The sequence below is a fragment of the Streptomyces sp. NPDC107471 genome, from assembly GCF_055582845.1.
Genome location: NZ_JBVJPC010000004.1, coordinates 168,431 through 184,956 on the forward strand (window position 1 = coordinate 168,431; position 16,526 = coordinate 184,956).

At 70.9% G+C, this 16,526-nt stretch carries 11 protein-coding genes; 6 read left to right on the plus strand and 5 right to left on the minus strand.

The window, feature by feature from the left end; all coding sequences use genetic code 11:
• The first annotated feature begins 15 nt into the window (after window positions 1–15).
• Window positions 16–414, plus strand: coding sequence for an OB-fold nucleic acid binding domain-containing protein (locus ACZ66S_RS14635; RefSeq protein WP_469901877.1), 399 nt, complete (start codon window positions 16–18; stop codon window positions 412–414).
• 3 nt (window positions 415–417) lie between these two features.
• Complete coding sequence (locus tag ACZ66S_RS14640; protein WP_469901878.1) at window positions 418–1,191, plus strand: DUF3159 domain-containing protein; 774 nt, start codon at window positions 418–420, stop codon at window positions 1,189–1,191.
• Window positions 1,192–1,280: 89 nt separating this feature from the next.
• Here the strand turns inward: ACZ66S_RS14640 and ACZ66S_RS14645 are convergent, their stop codons facing one another.
• Window positions 1,281–1,955, minus strand: coding sequence for a potassium channel family protein (locus tag ACZ66S_RS14645; protein ID WP_053848507.1), 675 nt, complete (start codon window positions 1,953–1,955; stop codon window positions 1,281–1,283).
• Window positions 1,955–2,626 carry a potassium channel family protein gene (locus ACZ66S_RS14650; protein ID WP_359037182.1) on the minus strand — a complete coding sequence of 224 codons (672 nt, stop codon included), beginning with the start codon at window positions 2,624–2,626 and terminating at the stop codon, window positions 1,955–1,957. The genes ACZ66S_RS14645 and ACZ66S_RS14650 overlap by 1 nt, the downstream gene beginning before the upstream one ends.
• 383 nt (window positions 2,627–3,009) lie before the next feature.
• On the opposite strand from ACZ66S_RS14650, the gene ACZ66S_RS14655 reads away from it, so the two are divergent.
• Window positions 3,010–5,055, plus strand: coding sequence for an APC family permease (locus ACZ66S_RS14655; RefSeq protein ID WP_469901879.1), 2,046 nt, complete (start codon window positions 3,010–3,012; stop codon window positions 5,053–5,055).
• A 69-nt stretch (window positions 5,056–5,124) separates the two neighbouring features.
• Window positions 5,125–6,453 carry a class I SAM-dependent RNA methyltransferase gene (locus tag ACZ66S_RS14660; RefSeq protein ID WP_469901880.1) on the plus strand — a complete coding sequence of 443 codons (1,329 nt, stop codon included), beginning with the start codon at window positions 5,125–5,127 and terminating at the stop codon, window positions 6,451–6,453.
• A 124-nt stretch (window positions 6,454–6,577) separates the two neighbouring features.
• Here ACZ66S_RS14660 and ACZ66S_RS14665 read toward each other — a convergent pair whose 3' ends face one another.
• Complete coding sequence (locus tag ACZ66S_RS14665; RefSeq protein ID WP_469901881.1) at window positions 6,578–7,786, minus strand: phospholipase D-like domain-containing protein; 1,209 nt, start codon at window positions 7,784–7,786, stop codon at window positions 6,578–6,580.
• 218 nt (window positions 7,787–8,004) lie between these two features.
• Here ACZ66S_RS14665 and ACZ66S_RS14670 point away from each other — a divergent pair, with 218 nt between their 5' ends.
• Window positions 8,005–9,186 (plus strand): pyridoxal phosphate-dependent aminotransferase, encoded by a 1,182-nt coding sequence (locus ACZ66S_RS14670; RefSeq protein ID WP_469901882.1) that lies wholly within the window; start codon window positions 8,005–8,007, stop codon window positions 9,184–9,186.
• A gap of 46 nt (window positions 9,187–9,232) precedes the next feature.
• Here ACZ66S_RS14670 and katG read toward each other — a convergent pair whose 3' ends face one another.
• Window positions 9,233–11,446, minus strand: a complete 2,214-nt coding sequence (gene katG, locus ACZ66S_RS14675; protein ID WP_469901883.1) for a catalase/peroxidase HPI — start codon at window positions 11,444–11,446, stop codon at window positions 9,233–9,235.
• 24 nt (window positions 11,447–11,470) lie between these two features.
• Entirely contained in the window at window positions 11,471–11,917 is a 447-nt protein-coding gene (locus ACZ66S_RS14680) for a Fur family transcriptional regulator (RefSeq protein ID WP_469901884.1), read from the minus strand.
• 170 nt (window positions 11,918–12,087) lie between these two features.
• On the opposite strand from ACZ66S_RS14680, the gene ACZ66S_RS14685 reads away from it, so the two are divergent.
• Window positions 12,088–16,515, plus strand: a complete 4,428-nt coding sequence (locus ACZ66S_RS14685) for a molybdopterin-dependent oxidoreductase (protein ID WP_469901885.1) — start codon at window positions 12,088–12,090, stop codon at window positions 16,513–16,515.
• Window positions 16,516–16,526 lie beyond the last annotated feature (11 nt).

A 16,526-nucleotide genomic window follows, 5' to 3' on the forward strand; every position in this document is an offset into this window, starting at 1 on the left:
GGTACGCTTTCGGATATGAGTGCTGTTCCCCGTTCCGAGAAGCCGGTGGGCCGGTTCCGGCGCATGCTCGACCGGCTCTCCTCGTCGCAGGAGGATCTGGAGTCCGAGGAGCTGCGGGAGGACACCGCGACCGCGGGCTGCACCCGGATCGGTGACTGTCACGACCGTCAGATCGTGACCGTTACTGGTACCTTGCGCACGGTCACCCTGCGTCCGCGCGCGGGCGTCCCGGCCCTGGAGGCCGAGCTGTTCGACGGGTCCGCCGCCCTCGACGTGGTGTGGCTCGGCCGGCGCTCCATCGTCGGGATAGAACCGGGGCGCAAGCTGATCGCCTCCGGGCGGATCTCGATGAGCCGGGGCCGCCGGGTGCTGTTCAATCCGAAATACGAACTCCGACCCGTGGGACGGGAGTAGCCGGTGACGTCTCTCGACAAGCCGACCGAAGACACTCAGGCCGACGATGCTCGGGCGGTGACCGAGGCCGCCCTGTTCGAGGCGTTCGGCGGCGTCCGGGGCATGGTCGAGACGGTACTGCCGGGCCTGCTCTTCGTCACGATCTTCACGATCAACAAGGACCTGCACCTGTCGGCGATCGCCGCGCTCGCGGTGTCGCTGCTGCTGGTCGTGGTCCGCCTGGTCATGCGGGACACCGTCAAGCACGCCTTCAGCGGGGTCTTCGGCGTCGCCTTCGGTGTCGTCTTCGCGATGATGACGGGCAACGCCAAGAACTTCTACCTGCCCGGCATGCTCTACACCCTGGGCCTGGGTCTGGCGTACGTCGTCACCACGCTCGCGGGTGTGCCGCTGATGGGGCTCATCCTCGGCCCGGTCTTCAAGGAGAACCTCTCCTGGCGGACCCGCAACCCCGGCCGCAAGAAGGCGTACGCCAAGGCCAGTTACGCCTGGGGCGGCATCCTGCTCGCCAAGTGCGCGATCCTCTTCCCGCTGTACTGGTGGGCCGACACCGCGCAGCTCGGCTGGGTCCTGGTCGCCCTGAAGATCCCGCCCTTCCTGCTGGCCGTATGGCTGACCTGGGTCTTCCTCGCGAAGGCGCCGGCTCCGATCGACGTGTTCGCGGAGATGGAGGCCGAGGAGAAGGCCGAGGAGGAGCGCAAGGCCGCGCAGGCCGCGGAGGCGGCGGAGCGCGGGGACACCGAGGCCGCGGGCGGACGGCACCGGCGCGAGGCATAAGAAGCTCCACGACGGTCGGTGCACGACGGCCGCTTCACGACGACGGAGGGCGCCCCGCACACGCGGGGCGCCCTCCGTCGTCGTACCGCCTAGGAGGCTTCCTCCCGGCGTACCGACAGCAGGTCCTCGAGCTGTTCCTCGCGGGCCTGGGCGGCCACGAAGAGGAGCTCGTCGCCCGCCTCCAGGGAGTCCTCCTGGGACGGGGTCAGGACGCGGGTGCCCCGGATGATGGTGACCAGGGAGGTGTCCTCGGGCCACTCCACGTCGCCGACCGTGGTGCCGGCAAGGGCCGACTCCTCGGGCAGGGTCAGTTCGACGAGGTTGGCGTCGCCGTGGCTGAAGCGGAGGAGACGGACCAGGTCGCCGACGCTCACCGCCTCCTCGACCAGGGCGGACATCAGGCGCGGGGTGGAGACGGCGACGTCCACGCCCCAGGACTCGTTGAACAGCCACTCGTTCTTCGGGTTGTTCACCCGGGCGACGACCCGCGGGACGCCGTACTCTGTCTTCGCCAGCAGGGAGACGACCAGGTTGACCTTGTCGTCGCCGGTCGCGGCGATCACGACGTTGCAGCGCTGGAGCGCGGCCTCGTCCAGGGAGGTGATCTCGCAGGCGTCGGCGAGCAGCCACTCCGCCTGCGGGACGCGCTCGACCGAGATGGCGGTCGGCGCCTTGTCGACGAGAAGGACCTCGTGGCCGTTCTCCAGCAGCTCGCCCGCGATCGAGCGGCCGACCGCGCCGGCACCGGCAATGGCGACCCTCATCAGTGACCGCCCTCCTCTTCGGGGCCCTCGGCGAAGGACGCCTCGACCTTCTCGATGTCGTCCGTGCGCATCATCACGTGGACCAGGTCGCCCTCCTGCAGCACCGTCTGCGAGGTGGGCAGAATCGCCTCGCCGAGGCGGGTGAGGAACGCGACGCGGACGCCCGTCTCCTCCTGCATCCTGCTGATCTTGTGGCCGACCCAGGCGGTCGAGGCGTGCACCTCGGCCAACTGGACGCCACCGGTGGGATCGCGCCACAGCGGCTCCGCGCCCGAGGGCAGCAGCCGGCGCAGCATCTGGTCCGCCGTCCAGCGGACCGTGGCCACCGTCGGGATGCCGAGGCGCTGGTAGACCTCGGCACGCCGGGGGTCGTAGATGCGGGCGGCGACGTTCTCGATGCCGAACATCTCGCGGGCCACGCGGGCGGCGATGATGTTGGAGTTGTCGCCGCTGGAGACCGCGGCGAAGGCGCCGGCCTCCTCGATGCCCGCCTCGCGCAGGGTGTCCTGGTCGAAGCCGACTCCGGTGACACGACGACCGCCGAAACCGGAGCCCAGTCGTCGGAAGGCGGTGGGGTCCTGGTCGATCACGGCGACCGTGTGCCCCTGTTGCTCCAGGGTCTGGGCGAGAGCGGAACCCACTCTCCCGCAGCCCATGATGACGATGTGCACGACCGTCCTTCCGGTGTCAATAGTTACTGCTCAGCCACATCAGGGTCTCAGACAGAGGCCCAAGCTACACACGCGCGGTAGGACGACGGCACCCCCGTGCACGGTTGCCCAATACTTCGTTCCGATCAACGGCGGCTGATGCTGCGGACGCTCGCAAGAGTCAGGAATCCGAGGCCGAGGAGGGTCGCGGCGGCGCCGATCAGCTCTGCGGTCGTGTGCACGGAACCTCCGGAGGCGGTCAGGGGGGCGGGGTCCTGTCATATAGGCATGCGTATCCGGCGGCCCACGGAATCCGTAGCCGGGCGGCCCCCGATTTCACCCGGAGAGCAGATGCGGGGTGCCGGGTGGTTGTCCGCCCGTTCGAACGCCTACGCTTCTCTGTTGTGTCCAAACTGACCGACGTGCCCAAACGGATTCTGATCGGGCGCGCACTGCGCAGTGATCGGCTCGGGGAAACGCTCCTGCCGAAGCGCATCGCCCTACCCGTGTTCGCCTCCGACCCGCTGTCCTCCGTGGCGTACGCGCCCGGCGAGGTGCTGCTGGTCCTGTCCATCGCGGGTGTGTCGGCGTACCACTTCAGCCCCTGGATCGCCGTCGCGGTCGTCGTGCTGATGTTCACCGTGGTCGCCTCCTACCGGCAGAACGTGCACGCGTACCCGAGCGGTGGCGGCGACTACGAGGTGGCCAACACCAACCTCGGTCCCAAGGCCGGCCTCACGGTCGCCAGCGCCCTGCTCGTGGACTACGTCCTCACGGTCGCCGTGTCCATCGCCTCCGGCATCGAGAACCTCGGCTCCGCGATCCCCTTCGTGGTCGAGCACAAGGTGTTCTGCGCGATCGGCGTGATCATCCTGCTGACCCTGATGAACCTGCGCGGCGTCAAGGAGTCCGGTTCGCTCTTCGCGATCCCGACCTACGTCTTCGTCGCGGGCGTCTTCATCATGATCGCGTGGGGAGCGTTCCGCGGCCTGGTGCTCGGTGACACCATGCGGGCGCCGACGGCGGACTACCACATCAAGGCCGAGCAGCAGGGTCTGGCCGGTTTCGCCCTGGTCTTCCTGATGCTGCGCGCCTTCTCCTCCGGCTGTGCCGCGCTCACCGGTGTCGAGGCGATCTCCAACGGTGTGCCCGCCTTCCGCAAGCCCAAGTCGAAGAACGCGGCGACCACGCTCGCGGCGATGGGCCTGCTGGCGGTCACCATGTTCTGCGGGATCATCGCGCTGGCCATGGTCACCAAGGTCCGGATGGCCGAGAACCCGGCCGTCGACCTGATCCACAACGGCGTCGCCCTCGGCTCCGACTACGTCCAGAACCCGGTGATCTCCCAGGTCGCCGAGGCCGTCTTCGGCAAGGGCAGCTTCCTGTTCATCGTGCTGGCCGCGGCCACCGCGCTGGTGCTGTTCCTCGCCGCGAACACCGCCTACAACGGCTTCCCGCTGCTGGGCTCGATCCTCGCCCAGGACCGCTACCTGCCGCGCCAGCTCCACACCCGCGGCGACCGCCTCGCCTTCTCCAACGGCATCGTGCTGCTGGCCGGCGCGGCCGGACTCCTGGTGTGGATCTACGGCGCCGACTCGACCCGGCTCATCCAGCTCTACATCGTCGGCGTGTTCGTGTCCTTCACGCTCAGCCAGACCGGCATGGTCCGGCACTGGAACCGCCACCTGGCGACCGAGAAGGACGCCGCCAAGCGCAGCCACATGATCCGCTCCCGCGCGATCAACGCCTTCGGCGCCTTCTTCACCGGGCTCGTGCTGGTCGTCGTCCTGGTCACCAAGTTCACCCACGGCGCCTGGGTGGCCCTGCTCGGCATGTGCATCTTCTACGCGACGATGACGGCGATCCGGAAGCACTACGACCGGGTGGCCGAGGAGATCGCGGCGCCCGAGGGCCCGAGCGACGACAGCCTGCGGCCGTCCCGCGTCCACTCCGTCGTCCTGATCTCCAAGATCCACCGCCCTGCGCTGCGGGCACTGGCCTACGCCAAGCTGATGCGCTCGGACTCCCTGGAGGCCCTGAGCGTCAACGTCGACCCGGCGGAGACCAAGGCGCTGCGCGCGGAGTGGGAGCGGCGCGGGATCGACGTACCGCTGAAGGTGCTGGACTCGCCGTACCGCGAGATCACGCGGCCGATCATCGAGTACGTGAAGGGGCTCCGGAAGGAGTCGCCGCGCGACGCGGTGGCCGTGATCATCCCCGAGTACGTGGTCGGCCACTGGTACGAGCACCTGCTGCACAACCAGAGCGCGCTGCGGCTCAAGGGCCGGCTGCTGTTCACGCCGGGCGTCATGGTGACCTCGGTGCCCTACCAGCTCCAGTCCTCGGAGGCGGCGAAGCTGCGGGCCCGCAGGCGGCAGGAGTGGAACGCACCGGGTTCGGTGCGGCGCGGTCCGGCCGAGCGGGCGAAGGAGCCGTCGGCGCCGAAGTAGACTGGTGGGCTGTTGTCCTGGCGGGTTGTCGTCCCGCCTCTTCCCTTGACGTTGTGGAGTCACCCCGCCATGCAGGCAGAACCGAAGAAATCGCTGGTGGGGCTGGAGTTCGAGGTCGAGGTCGGCCCGGTCGCCCACGGCGGGCACTGCATCGCCCGCACGGAGGACGGCCAGGTGCTCTTCGTCCGGCACACACTGCCCGGCGAGCGGGTCGTGGCCCGGGTCACCGAGGGCGAGGAGGGCGCGCGGTTCCTGCGCGCCGACGCGGTGACGGTCCTGGAGGCGTCCAAGGACCGCATCGAGGCGCCCTGCCCCTACGCCGGGCCCGGCCGCTGCGGCGGCTGCGACTGGCAGCACGCCAAGCCGGGGGCGCAGCGGCGCCTGAAGGGCGAGGTGGTCGCCGAGCAGCTCAAGCGGCTCGCCGGTCTCACCCCCGAGGAGGCCGGCTGGGACGGCACGGTCATGCCGGCCGAGGGCGACAAGCTGCCGGCCGGCGAGGTGCCCGCCTGGCGCACCCGCGTGCAGTACGCGGTGGACGCCGACGGCAACGCCGGTCTGCGCCGCCACCGTTCGCACGAGGTCGAGCCGATCGAGCACTGCATGATCGCCGCGCCGGGCGTCAGCGAGCTCGGCATCGAGGAGCGCGACTGGTCCGGGATGGCGTCCGTGGAGGCGATCGCCGCGACCGGCTCCCAGGACCGCATGGTCATCCTGGAGCCCCGCCCCGGCGCCCGTCTTCCCCTGGTCGAGCTCGACAAGCCGGTCTCCGTGATGCGCGTCGAGGAGAAGGACGGCGGCATCCACCGCGTCCACGGCCGTGCCTTCGTGCGCGAGCGGGCCGACGGCCGCACCCACCGGGTGGGCAGCGGCGGCTTCTGGCAGGTCCACCCGCAGGCCGCCGACACCCTGGTCAAGGCGGTCATGCAGGGTCTGCTGCCGCGCAAGGGCGAGATGGCGCTCGACCTGTACTGCGGTGTCGGGCTGTTCGCGGGAGCACTGGCCGACCGCCTCGGCGACAAGGGCGCGGTCCTCGGCATCGAGTCCGGCAAGCGCGCGGTCGAGGACGCCCGGCACAACCTCGCCGCCTTCGACCGGGTCCGCATCGAGCAGGGCAAGGTCGAGAGCGTCCTGCCGCGCACCGGCATCACCGAGGTCGACCTCGTCGTGCTCGACCCGCCGCGCGCGGGGGCGGGCCGCAAGACGGTCGAGCACCTGTCGTCCCTGGGCGCCCGGCGCATCGCGTACGTCGCCTGCGACCCGGCCGCGCTGGCCCGGGACCTGGCCTACTTCCGCGACGGCGGGTACCGGGTGCGGACCCTCAGGGTCTTCGACCTCTTCCCGATGACCCACCACATGGAGTGCGTGGCCATCCTGGAGCCTGCCGCCAAGGGCTCCTGACCTGCGGTTCTTTCGTGTGCAGGAGCTGCGGTGCGGGCGTCACGGGCGATGTCGTGACGCCGGGACGGCGCTCGTCCTCAGCAAGGGCGCGACGCTGCGTCCGCAGTGGTCGGCACGCCGTCGTTCACAGGAAGCGTCGGATCGGGATGACCGCGGCTTCCTCGACGCGGCGCAGGACGGACCGCCTTCTCCACCGGTCGAGGTCGATCTCCTCACTGCGTTCGAGGTCCGCCTCGTAGTCCTGGTCGAGGGTGGCGGTGAACTCCTCGTCCAGGACGGCGAGCATCACCTCTTCGTCGTGGTCCATGGACCGGCGGTTGAAGTTGGTGGAACCGATGAGGGAGGCCACCGAGTCCACGGTGATGATCTTGGCGTGCATCATGGTCGGCTGGTACTGGTGTATGCGCACACCGGCGCGCAACAGACGGGTGTAGTGGTGTTGACCGGCCAGCAGACAGGCGCGCTGGTCGGTGTGGGGACCGGGCAGCAGGATCTCGACCCGCACGCCGCGACGGGCGGTCTCGCAGAGCAGGTCGATGAAGTAGGAGTCCGGGGCGAAATAGGCGGTGGCCAGCCGGAAGCGCTCCTCGGCGGAGCTGAGCATGATCCGGATGAGGGTCTGCATGTCCTGCCAGCCGATGCTCGCGGAGCCCCGGACCACCTGCACCACCGACGAGCCCGCCTGCGGGTGTTCCGTGAAGCGGTCACGGCTGTCGAAGAGTTCGTCGTGGCACTCCGCCCAGTTCTGCGCGAACGCGGCCGCGATGCCGTCGACGGCCGGACCGCGCACCTGGACATGGGTGTCCCGCCACTCGGCGGGATTGCGCGCGTCGCCGCACCATTCCTCCGCGATGCCGACCCCGCCGGTGAAGGCGATGTCCTCGTCGACGACGAGGGCCTTGCGATGGCAGCGGTGATTCTGCTTGAACGGCGACAGCCACGCGGGCTTGCGGAACCAGGCCACCTGCACGCCCGCCTCGCTCATGAGGTCCAGCAGCCCCCGCTCGATCTCCTTGGCGCCGAAGCCGTCCAGCAACAGGCGGACCCGTACCCCCGCGCGGGCACGCTCGGCCAGCGCGGCGGCGAAGTCGTGGGCTATCTGCCCCCGCCAGTACACGAACGTCATCATGTCGATGGTGTGCCGGGCCGAACGGATCGTCCCCAGCATCGCGGGGAAGATCTGGTCGCCGTTGCGCAAGGGCACCAGGTCGTTGCCCTCGGTCGCGGCCACGCCGATCAGCCGCTCCAGCCGGCGGCGCAGCCGCTGCTTGCGCGCCGCGAGGTCGGGGGTGTCGTCCTGTGCGAGAGGTGCGGGTCTGCCGCCGAGTGTCACGCCGAGTCTCCGAACGGGTCGCGAGCGGGAAGTCACGGGCTGCCGAGCGAGCCCGAACAACCACCTTCCCGGCCGGCGCCGTGGCACACGATTACCCAGGCCACGGGTTCCTGCGGCACGATGTCGCCGAAGCACGCGGCACGATGCCGCCTGACGCACCGCACGAGAGCGTGGCCCCTGTGGAGCCCTCGACCACATGACCCTCTGGAGGCCCCCGCATGAGGATCTCGCAACGCGCCCGATCCGTCGCGCCGTTCTACGCCATGGAGTTCGGCAAGTATGCCGCGGCGCTGGAGGCCGAGGGACGGCACGTCGTCAAACTCAGCCTGGGGGAGCCGGACTTCGGAGCACCGCCGGCCGTCGTCGACGCGATGCGGGACGCCGTGGGCAGCAGGCCCATGAGCTACACCGGGGCGCTCGGACTGCCCGAACTGCGCCTGGCCATAGCGCGGTTCTACGGTGAGCGGCACGGCGTCGACGTCGATCCGGGCCGGGTCGTCGTGACCGCCGGGGCCTCGGCCGCGCTGGTGCTGGGTGCCGCGGCCCTCGTCGATCCCGGGGACGAGGTGCTCATCGCCGACCCCTCGTACCCCTGCAACCGGCAGATCGCGGAGAGCTTCGGGGCGCGGGTCACGCTCGTGCCCACCAGCGCCGGGTCGAGGTACCAGTTGGACACGGCCTCCGTGCGGTCGCACTGGACGGACCGCACCCGCGGGATCATGGTCGCCAGCCCCTCCAACCCGACCGGTACCTCGGTGCCGGCCGACGAGCTGGCCGCGATCAGCGAGCTCGCCCGGGAACGGGACGCCTGGCGGATCGTCGACGAGATCTACCTCGACCTCGGCGACCACGACGAGCACGGGCGGCCGCCGCGCAGTGTGCTGTCGTACGACCGGGACGCTGTGGTCATCAACAGCTTCTCGAAGTACTTCGGGATGACCGGCTGGCGGCTGGGCTGGTGCGTGGTGCCCGAGGTGCTGGTGCCCGCCCTGGAGCGGCTCGCCCAGAACTACATGATCTGCGCCTCCACCCCGGCCCAGTACGCCGCGCTCGCCTGTTTCACGCCCGAGTCGCTCGCCGTGTGCGAGGAGCGGCGGGCCGAGTTCGGGCGCCGGCGGGCCCTCGTCCTCGACGGGCTCGCGCAGATCGGGCTGCCGGTGCCCGTGCCGCCCGACGGGGCGTTCTACGTCTACTTCGACGTCAGCGGCACCGGGCTCACCTCGTGGGAGTTCTGCGGGCGGGCGCTGAAGGAGGCGCACGTCGCGCTCACGCCGGGGCGGGACTTCGGGGTGGGCACCGCCGACACGCATGTCCGGCTGTCCTACGCGGCCTCGGCCGGGGAACTGCGCGAGGGGATCGCGCGGCTCGGGAAATTCGTCGCCGGGCTCTCCCGGGCATGACACAGGGGCCGGTCCGCACGGACCGGCCCCTGTCTCATTCAGACGCTCAGACCAGGTCGAAGCGGTCCAGGTTCGAGACCTTGACCCACGCGTCGACGAAGTCCTTCACGAACTTCTCCTTGGCGTCGTCGCTCGCGTAGACCTCGGCGAGCGCGCGCAGCTCGGAGTTGGAGCCGAAGACCAGGTCGGCACGGGTGCCGGTCCACTTCAGCTTGCCCGTCTCCGCGTCGCGGCCCTCGAAGTGCGTCTGGTCCTGCGAGGTGGACTTCCACGTCGTGCCCAGGTCGAGCAGGTTGACGAAGAAGTCGTTGGTCAGGACGCCCGGACGGTCGGTGAGGACACCGTGCACGGTGCCGCCCTGGTTGGCGCCGAGGACGCGCAGACCACCGACGAGGACGGTCATCTCGGGGGCGCTCAGGGTGAGCAGGTTCGCCTTGTCGAGCAGCAGGTACTCGGCCGGCAGACGGTTGCCCTTGCCGACGTAGTTGCGGAAGCCGTCCGCGGTCGGCTCCAGCGCGGCGAAGGACTCGACGTCCGTGTGCTCCTCGGTCGCGTCCACGCGGCCCGGCGTGAAGGGGACGTCCACGGCGTAGCCGGCGTCCTTGGCGGCCTTCTCGACCGCCGCGGCGCCCGCGAGGACGATCAGGTCGGCCAGGGAGACCTTCTTCGCACCGGTGTTGAACTCGGCCCGGACGCCCTCCAGGACGCGCAGCACCTGCGCGAGCTGCTCGGGGTCGTTGACCTCCCAGCCGCGCTGCGGCTCCAGGCGGATGCGGGCGCCGTTGGCACCGCCGCGCTTGTCGCTGCCGCGGAAGGTGGACGCGGACGCCCACGCGGTGGAGACGAGCTGCCCGACCGTGAGGCCGGTCTCCAGGATCTTGACCTTCAGGGCCGCCACGTCGGCGGCGTCGATGGCCTCGCCCTCGGCCTGCGGCAGCGGGTCCTGCCACAGCATCGTCTCGGCGGGCACCTCCGGGCCGAGGTACAGGGACTTCGGGCCCAGGTCACGGTGGGTCAGCTTGTACCAGGCGCGGGCGAAGGCGTCCGCGAACTGGTCCGGGTTCTCGTGGAAGCGCTTGGAGATCTCGCCGTAGATCGGGTCGAAGCGCAGCGAGAGGTCGGTGGTGAGCATGGTGGGGAGCTTCTTGGAGTCGCTGTGGGCGTCGGGGATGATCGCCTGCGCGTCCTTGGCCACCCACTGGTTGGCGCCGGCGGGGCTCTGGGTGAGCTCCCACTCGTAGCCGAAGAGGATGTCGAAGAAGTCGTTGGTCCACTGGGTGGGGCGGGTGGTCCAGGTGACCTCGAGACCGGAGGTGATGGCGTCGCCGCCCTTGCCGGTGCCGTAGGTGGACTTCCAGCCCAGGCCCTGGTCGGCCATGTCGGCGGCCTCGGGGTCGTTGCCGACGTGGTCGGCGGGGCCGGCGCCGTGGGTCTTGCCGAAGGTGTGACCACCGGCGATGAGGGCGACGGTCTCCTCGTCGTTCATCGCCATGCGGCGGAAGGTCTCACGGATGTCGCGGGCCGCGGCCAGCGGGTCCGGGTTGCCGTTGGGGCCCTCGGGGTTGACGTAGATGAGGCCCATCTGGACGGCGCCGAGCGGGTTCTCCAGCTCACGGTCGCCGGTGTAGCGCTGGTCGTCGAGCCAGGTGGTCTCGGGGCCCCAGTAGACGTCCTCGTCGGCCTCCCAGACGTCGGCGCGGCCGCCGGCGAAGCCGAAGGTCTCGAAGCCCATGGTCTCCAGGGCCACGTTGCCGGTGAGGATCATGAGGTCGGCCCAGGAGATGGACTGGCCGTACTTCTTCTTGACCGGCCACAGCAGACGGCGGGCCTTGTCCAGGTTGCCGTTGTCCGGCCAACTGTTCAGGGGCGCGAAGCGCTGCTGGCCACGGCCGCCACCGCCGCGGCCGTCGCTGATGCGGTAGGTGCCGGCGCTGTGCCAGGCCATCCGGACCATCAGGGGGCCGTAGTTGCCGAAGTCGGCCGGCCACCAGTCCTGCGAGGTGGTGAGCACCTCGGCGATGTCCCGCTTCACGGCGTCCAGGTCGAGGGCCTGGAAGGCCTGGGCGTAGTCGAAGTCCGCGCCGAGCGGGTTCGCCACGACCGGGTCCTTGGCGAGGATCTTGAGGTTCAGGCGCTCCGGCCACCACTGGCGGTTGCCGCCGCCCTGGGTGGGGTGCGCGGCGCGCCCGTGCGCGACCGGGCAGCCGCCAGTGCCCTCGGGCTTGGGGTCGGTGACGATTGCGTCGTGGTTCTCAGACATGTCAGTCCTTCCGAACTGGGTGGATCACGGTGCTGAAGTAAGCCCTTGGGCGGAACAGGCGGGGCACAGGCCCCAGTAGATGACCTCGGCCTCGTCGATCGAGAAGCCGCGGTCGTCGGAAGCTGTCAGGCAGGGCGCGTGACCGACGGCACAGTCGACGTCGACGACGGCCCCGCACGACCGGCAGACCAGGTGGTGGTGGTTGTCCCCGACGCGTCCCTCGAACCGTGCCGGGCTGCCGGGCGGCTCGATGCGGCGCACCAGGCCTGCCGCGGTGAGCGAGTGCAGGGCCTCGTACACGGCCTGGAGGGATATGTGGCCGAGGCGGTCGCGCACTCCCGTGGCGATCGCGTCGGCCGCGAGGTGGTCACCGGCCCGGACGGTCTCGAGCAGTGCGACGCGCGCGGCCGTCACCCGCAGGCCGGCACCGCGCAGCTCATCGGCGGTGTTCGGAGGCTGGGGGGCGGTCATGGGGACCAACCTACCCCCACAAACACGAATGGTTCAAGAAATGGAACCGTTCCAAGTCTGTGGCGCGTTGGATCCGGCCGTGCGGCACGCGTACACGCGCTCACAACACTCCCCGGTCCGGTGTGCGGGCGGTGTAACCCCTGGTGAACGGCTCGGGAGACATCCGTGTAATGGGCATTTCGTACGGTCGGCGGAGATCGAATCGGCTGAGCTCAGGAGGCGTGCCCGTGGTGCGGACGGTCTGCTCGTACTGCGGGGTGGGCTGCGGCCTGGTCCTCGACATCGGCGCCGGCCCGGACGGACGGCGTACGGTCCTGAAGGCGTCCGGCGACAAGGAGCACCCCGCCAACTACGGCAGGCTCTGCACCAAGGGCGCCACCACCGCCGACCTGCTCGCGGCACCGGGGCGGTTGTCCACGGCCCTGGTGCGTCCCGAGCGCGGTGCGCAGGCCGCGCCCGCCCCGGTGGCCGAGGCGATCAGCCGTACCGCCCGGCGGCTGCGGGAGATCGTGGACGAGCACGGCCCCGACGCGGTCGCCCTCTATGTGTCCGGGCAGATGAGCCTGGAGGCCCAGTACCTGGCGAACAAGCTCGCCAAGGGGTTCCTGCGCACCAACCGGATCGAGTCGAACTCCCGGCTGTGCATGGCGAGCGCGGGCACCGGCTACAAGCTCTCCCTCGGTGCGGACGGCCCGCCCGGCTCGTACCAGGACTTCGAGAAGGCCGATCTCTTCTTCGTCATCGGCTCCAACACGGCCGACTGCCACCCCATCCTGTTCCTCCGGATGATGGAGCGCGTGAAGTCGGCGGGCGCCAAGGTGATCGTCGTCGACCCGCGGCGCACCGCCACGGCCGCGAAGGCCGACCTGTTCCTCCAGATCGAGCCGGGCACCGACCTCGCGCTGCTCAACGGCCTGCTGCACCTGCTGCACGCGAACGGCGACACCGACCCGGACTTCATCGCGGCCCACACCGAGGGCTGGGAGGCGATGCCGGAGTTCCTCGCCGACTACCCGCCCGCCGCGGTGGCGGCGATGACGGGCCTCGCCGAGGAGGACATCCGGGAGGCGGCCCGGCTGATCGGGGCGGCCGGCGAGTGGATGAGCCTGTGGACCATGGGGCTCAACCAGTCCACCCACGGCACCTGGAACACCAACGCCCTGATCAACCTCCACCTCGCCACGGGCGCCGTCTGCCGGCCCGGCAGCGGCCCCTTCTCCCTCACCGGCCAGCCCAACGCGATGGGCGGCCGCGAGATGGGCTACATGGGCCCCGGCCTGCCCGGCCAGCGCTCCGTCCTCGTCGACGAGGAGCGGGCCTTCGTCGAGGACCTGTGGGAGCTGCCCCCGGACACCCTGCGCGCCGACGGCGTCGGCAAGGGCACGGTCGAGATGTTCCGGAAGATGGCCGACGGCGAGATCAGGGCCTGCTGGATCATCTGCACCAACCCGGTCGCCTCCGTCGCCAACCGCCGCACGGTCATAGAGGGCCTGGAAGCCGCCGAGTTCGTCGTCACCCAGGACGCCTTCGCCGACACCGAGACCAACGCGTACGCCGACGTCGTGCTCCCGGGCGCGCTGTGGACGGAGGGCGAGGGCGTCTTCGTCAACAGCGAGCGCAACCTCACCCTGACCCCGGCGGTGGCCGACCCGCCCGGCGAGGCGACGTCCGACTGGCGGATCATCGCCGCCGTCGCGTGCGAGATGGGCTACGAGAAGGCGTTCTCGTACGACAGCGCCGAGGACGTCTTCGAGGAGATCAAGCGGGCCTGGAACCCGAGGACGGGATGGGACCTGCGCGGGGTCTCGTACGAGCGGCTGCGGCGGACGCCGGTGCAGTGGCCGGCGGCGAGCGAGGACGGGCCCGACCGCAATCCGATCCGGTACGTGGGGGAGGACGGGACGCTCCGCTTCCCCACGGCGAGCGGCCGTGCCGTGTTCCACGCCCGTCCGCACCTCCCGCCGGCCGAGATGCCGGACGACGACTACCCCTTCGTCCTGAACACCGGGCGGCTCCAGCACCAGTGGCACACGCTCACCAAGACGGCGAGGGTGGCGAAGCTGAACAAGCTGAACCCCGGGCCGTTCGTGGAACTGCATCCGCGCGACGCGTCCGCTCTCGGTGTGGTCGACGGCGACTCCGTCGAGGTGGCCTCGCGGCGCGGGCGGGCCGTGCTGCCCGCCGTGGTGACGGACCGGGTGCGGCCGGGGTGCTGCTTCGCGCCCTTCCACTGGAACGACCTGTTCGGGGAGTACCTGAGCGTCAACGCGGTGACGAGCGACGCGGTGGATCCGCTGTCGTTCCAGCCGGAGTTCAAGGTGTGCGCGGTGTCGCTGACCCGGGTGGCCGGGCCGGTGGCGGTGCGGGGGGCGGGGGCGGGGCTTGGGGCAGGGGCGGTACGGGTGCCCGGTGAGGCGGGGGCGGTAGGGGCGTCTGGCGCGGCCGGAGCCGGAGCCGGAGCCGGGACCGGGGACGGGGTGGCGCGGGCGCCTGTCGGAGCGGAGGCCGGAGCGGGGGTGGCGGTGGGTTCGGGTGCCGCGGGTGTGATTGCCGTGCCCTCCTCGACGCCGGTGGCCACGGAGGGGGCCCAGCCCCACGCCCACGCCCTCGTCGCCACGGCCGCGGCCACGGCTGCCGCGGGTGTCTTCGGGCTCGATCCCGCCCCGCCTCCCGTGCTCAGCGCACAGGAACGTCAGTACCTGGTCGGGTTCCTCGCGGGCATCCCCACGGGCGCCCCGGGCGTACCGGTCCTGCCGCCCGACGCGCCCTTCAGCCCCGAGCACGCCCTGTGGGTGAACGGCACACTCGCCGGGATGTACTCACGGGCAGCGGCAACACAGCCCGGGGCCACACCTCTCCCAATCACACAGCCCTCGGCCACATCTTCCTCAGCCACCCGGCCCTCGACCGCGCTGTTGCCGACCGCCCCCTCCCCGGTCGCCGTCCCGCGTCGCGAGGTCGTCATCCTGTGGGCCTCGCAGACCGGCAACGCCGAGGAGTTCGCCGGTGCCACCGCCGAGCGGCTCAGCACCGTCGGCCACCGCGCCTCCCTGCTCGGCATGGACGAGGCCGACCTCGGCGAACTGCCTCCCGGGGCCGACCTGTTGCTGATCACCAGCACCTTCGGCGACGGCGACGCCCCCGACAACGGCAGCGGCTTCTGGGAGAGCCTCGCCGACCCCGGCACGCCCCGTCTGGAGGGCCGCCGGTACGCCGTACTGGCCTTCGGCGACTCGTCGTACGGCGACTTCTGCGGGCACGGCCGCCGTCTCGACCAGCGTCTCGACGAACTCGGCGGGCTGCGGCTGGCCCCGCGCACGGACTGCGAACCGGACTTCGAGGACGCGGCGTACGGCTGGTTGGACCAGGTGCTGACGGCGCTGACCGACACTCCGGCGCCCGGAGCGGAGGAGGCCGCTCCCGCCGTACGCCGGCCGACCGTCCCGGCGCCCTCCGTACCCACCTCCCGGGCGAGGAGGGCCGCTCCGGTCCTCGCCCGTCTCACCGGCAACCGTCTGCTGAGCCTGCCCGGCGCCGGCAAGGAGGTCCGCAGGTGCACCTTCGACACCCGCGACGGCGGGAGCCCACTGCTGTACGAGGCGGGCGACGCCCTCGGCATCCGGCCGCTCAACTCGGCCGACCTGGTCGAGGAGTGGCTCGCGGTCACCGGTCTGGACGCCGGGGCCGCGGTGGACGTGGACGGAGTGGGCGAGGTCGCGCTGGGCGAGGCGTTCCGGCGCCATCTCGACATCACCGGGATCACCCCCGGCCTGCTCCGGTTCGTCGCCGAACGCACCCGGGACCCACGGGAGTTGAAGAAGCTCCTGCGTCCGGACAACAAGGACGAGCTCGCCCGGTGGGCCTGGGGCAGACAGGCCGTGGACGTGATCACGGAGTACGCCGTGCGGGCCGGTCCGCAGGAGTGGGCGCAGGCCCTCGGACGGCTCCAGCCGCGCCTGTACTCCATATCGTCCAGCCCGCTGACCGACCCGCACCTCGTCTCGCTGACGGTCTCCGTCGTGCGCTACGAGAACCTGCACGGCCGACCTCGCCAGGGCGTCTGCTCACCCTTCCTCGCCGACGCCGCCCCGGACACCCCGGTGCCCGTCCACGTGCAGCGCTCCCCGCACTTCCGCCCGCCGGCCGACTCCGCCACGCCCATGGTCATGGTCGGCCCCGGCACCGGCGTCGCGCCCTTCGTCGGCTTCCTCGAACAGCGCCGGGCTCTCGGCCACCGGGCCCCGAACTGGCTGTTCTTCGGCGAACAGCACCGGGCGACCGACTTCTACTACGAGGACGAGCTCACCGGCTTCCTCGCGGACGGCACCCTCGCCCGTCTGGACACGGCCTTCTCCCGCGACCAGCGCGCCAAGGTCTACGTGCAGGACCGGATGCGCGAACACGGCCCGCTGCTGTGGTCCTGGCTCCAGGACGGCGCGCACTTCTACGTGTGCGGCGACGCCGCCCGCATGGCCAAGGACGTCGACCAGGCGCTGCGGGACATCGCCGCCCTGCACGGCGGGCTGGACGAGGCGGGCGCGGCGGCGTACGTGAAACAACTCGCCACCGACAAGCGCTATGTGCGGGACATCTACTGACCGGACCCCCG

Coding starts and splice junctions, on each gene's coding strand:
- ACZ66S_RS14635 (WP_469901877.1), top strand. CDS start 16: ATGAGTGCTGTTCCCCGTTCCGAGAAGCCGGTGGGCCGGTTCCGGCGC.
- ACZ66S_RS14645 (WP_053848507.1), bottom strand. CDS start 1,955: ATGAGGGTCGCCATTGCCGGTGCCGGCGCGGTCGGCCGCTCGATCGCG.
- ACZ66S_RS14660 (WP_469901880.1), top strand. CDS start 5,125: ATGCAGGCAGAACCGAAGAAATCGCTGGTGGGGCTGGAGTTCGAGGTC.
- ACZ66S_RS14670 (WP_469901882.1), top strand. CDS start 8,005: ATGAGGATCTCGCAACGCGCCCGATCCGTCGCGCCGTTCTACGCCATG.
- katG (WP_469901883.1), bottom strand. CDS start 11,446: ATGTCTGAGAACCACGACGCAATCGTCACCGACCCCAAGCCCGAGGGC.
- ACZ66S_RS14680 (WP_469901884.1), bottom strand. CDS start 11,917: ATGACCGCCCCCCAGCCTCCGAACACCGCCGATGAGCTGCGCGGTGCC.
- ACZ66S_RS14685 (WP_469901885.1), top strand. CDS start 12,088: ATGGGCATTTCGTACGGTCGGCGGAGATCGAATCGGCTGAGCTCAGGA.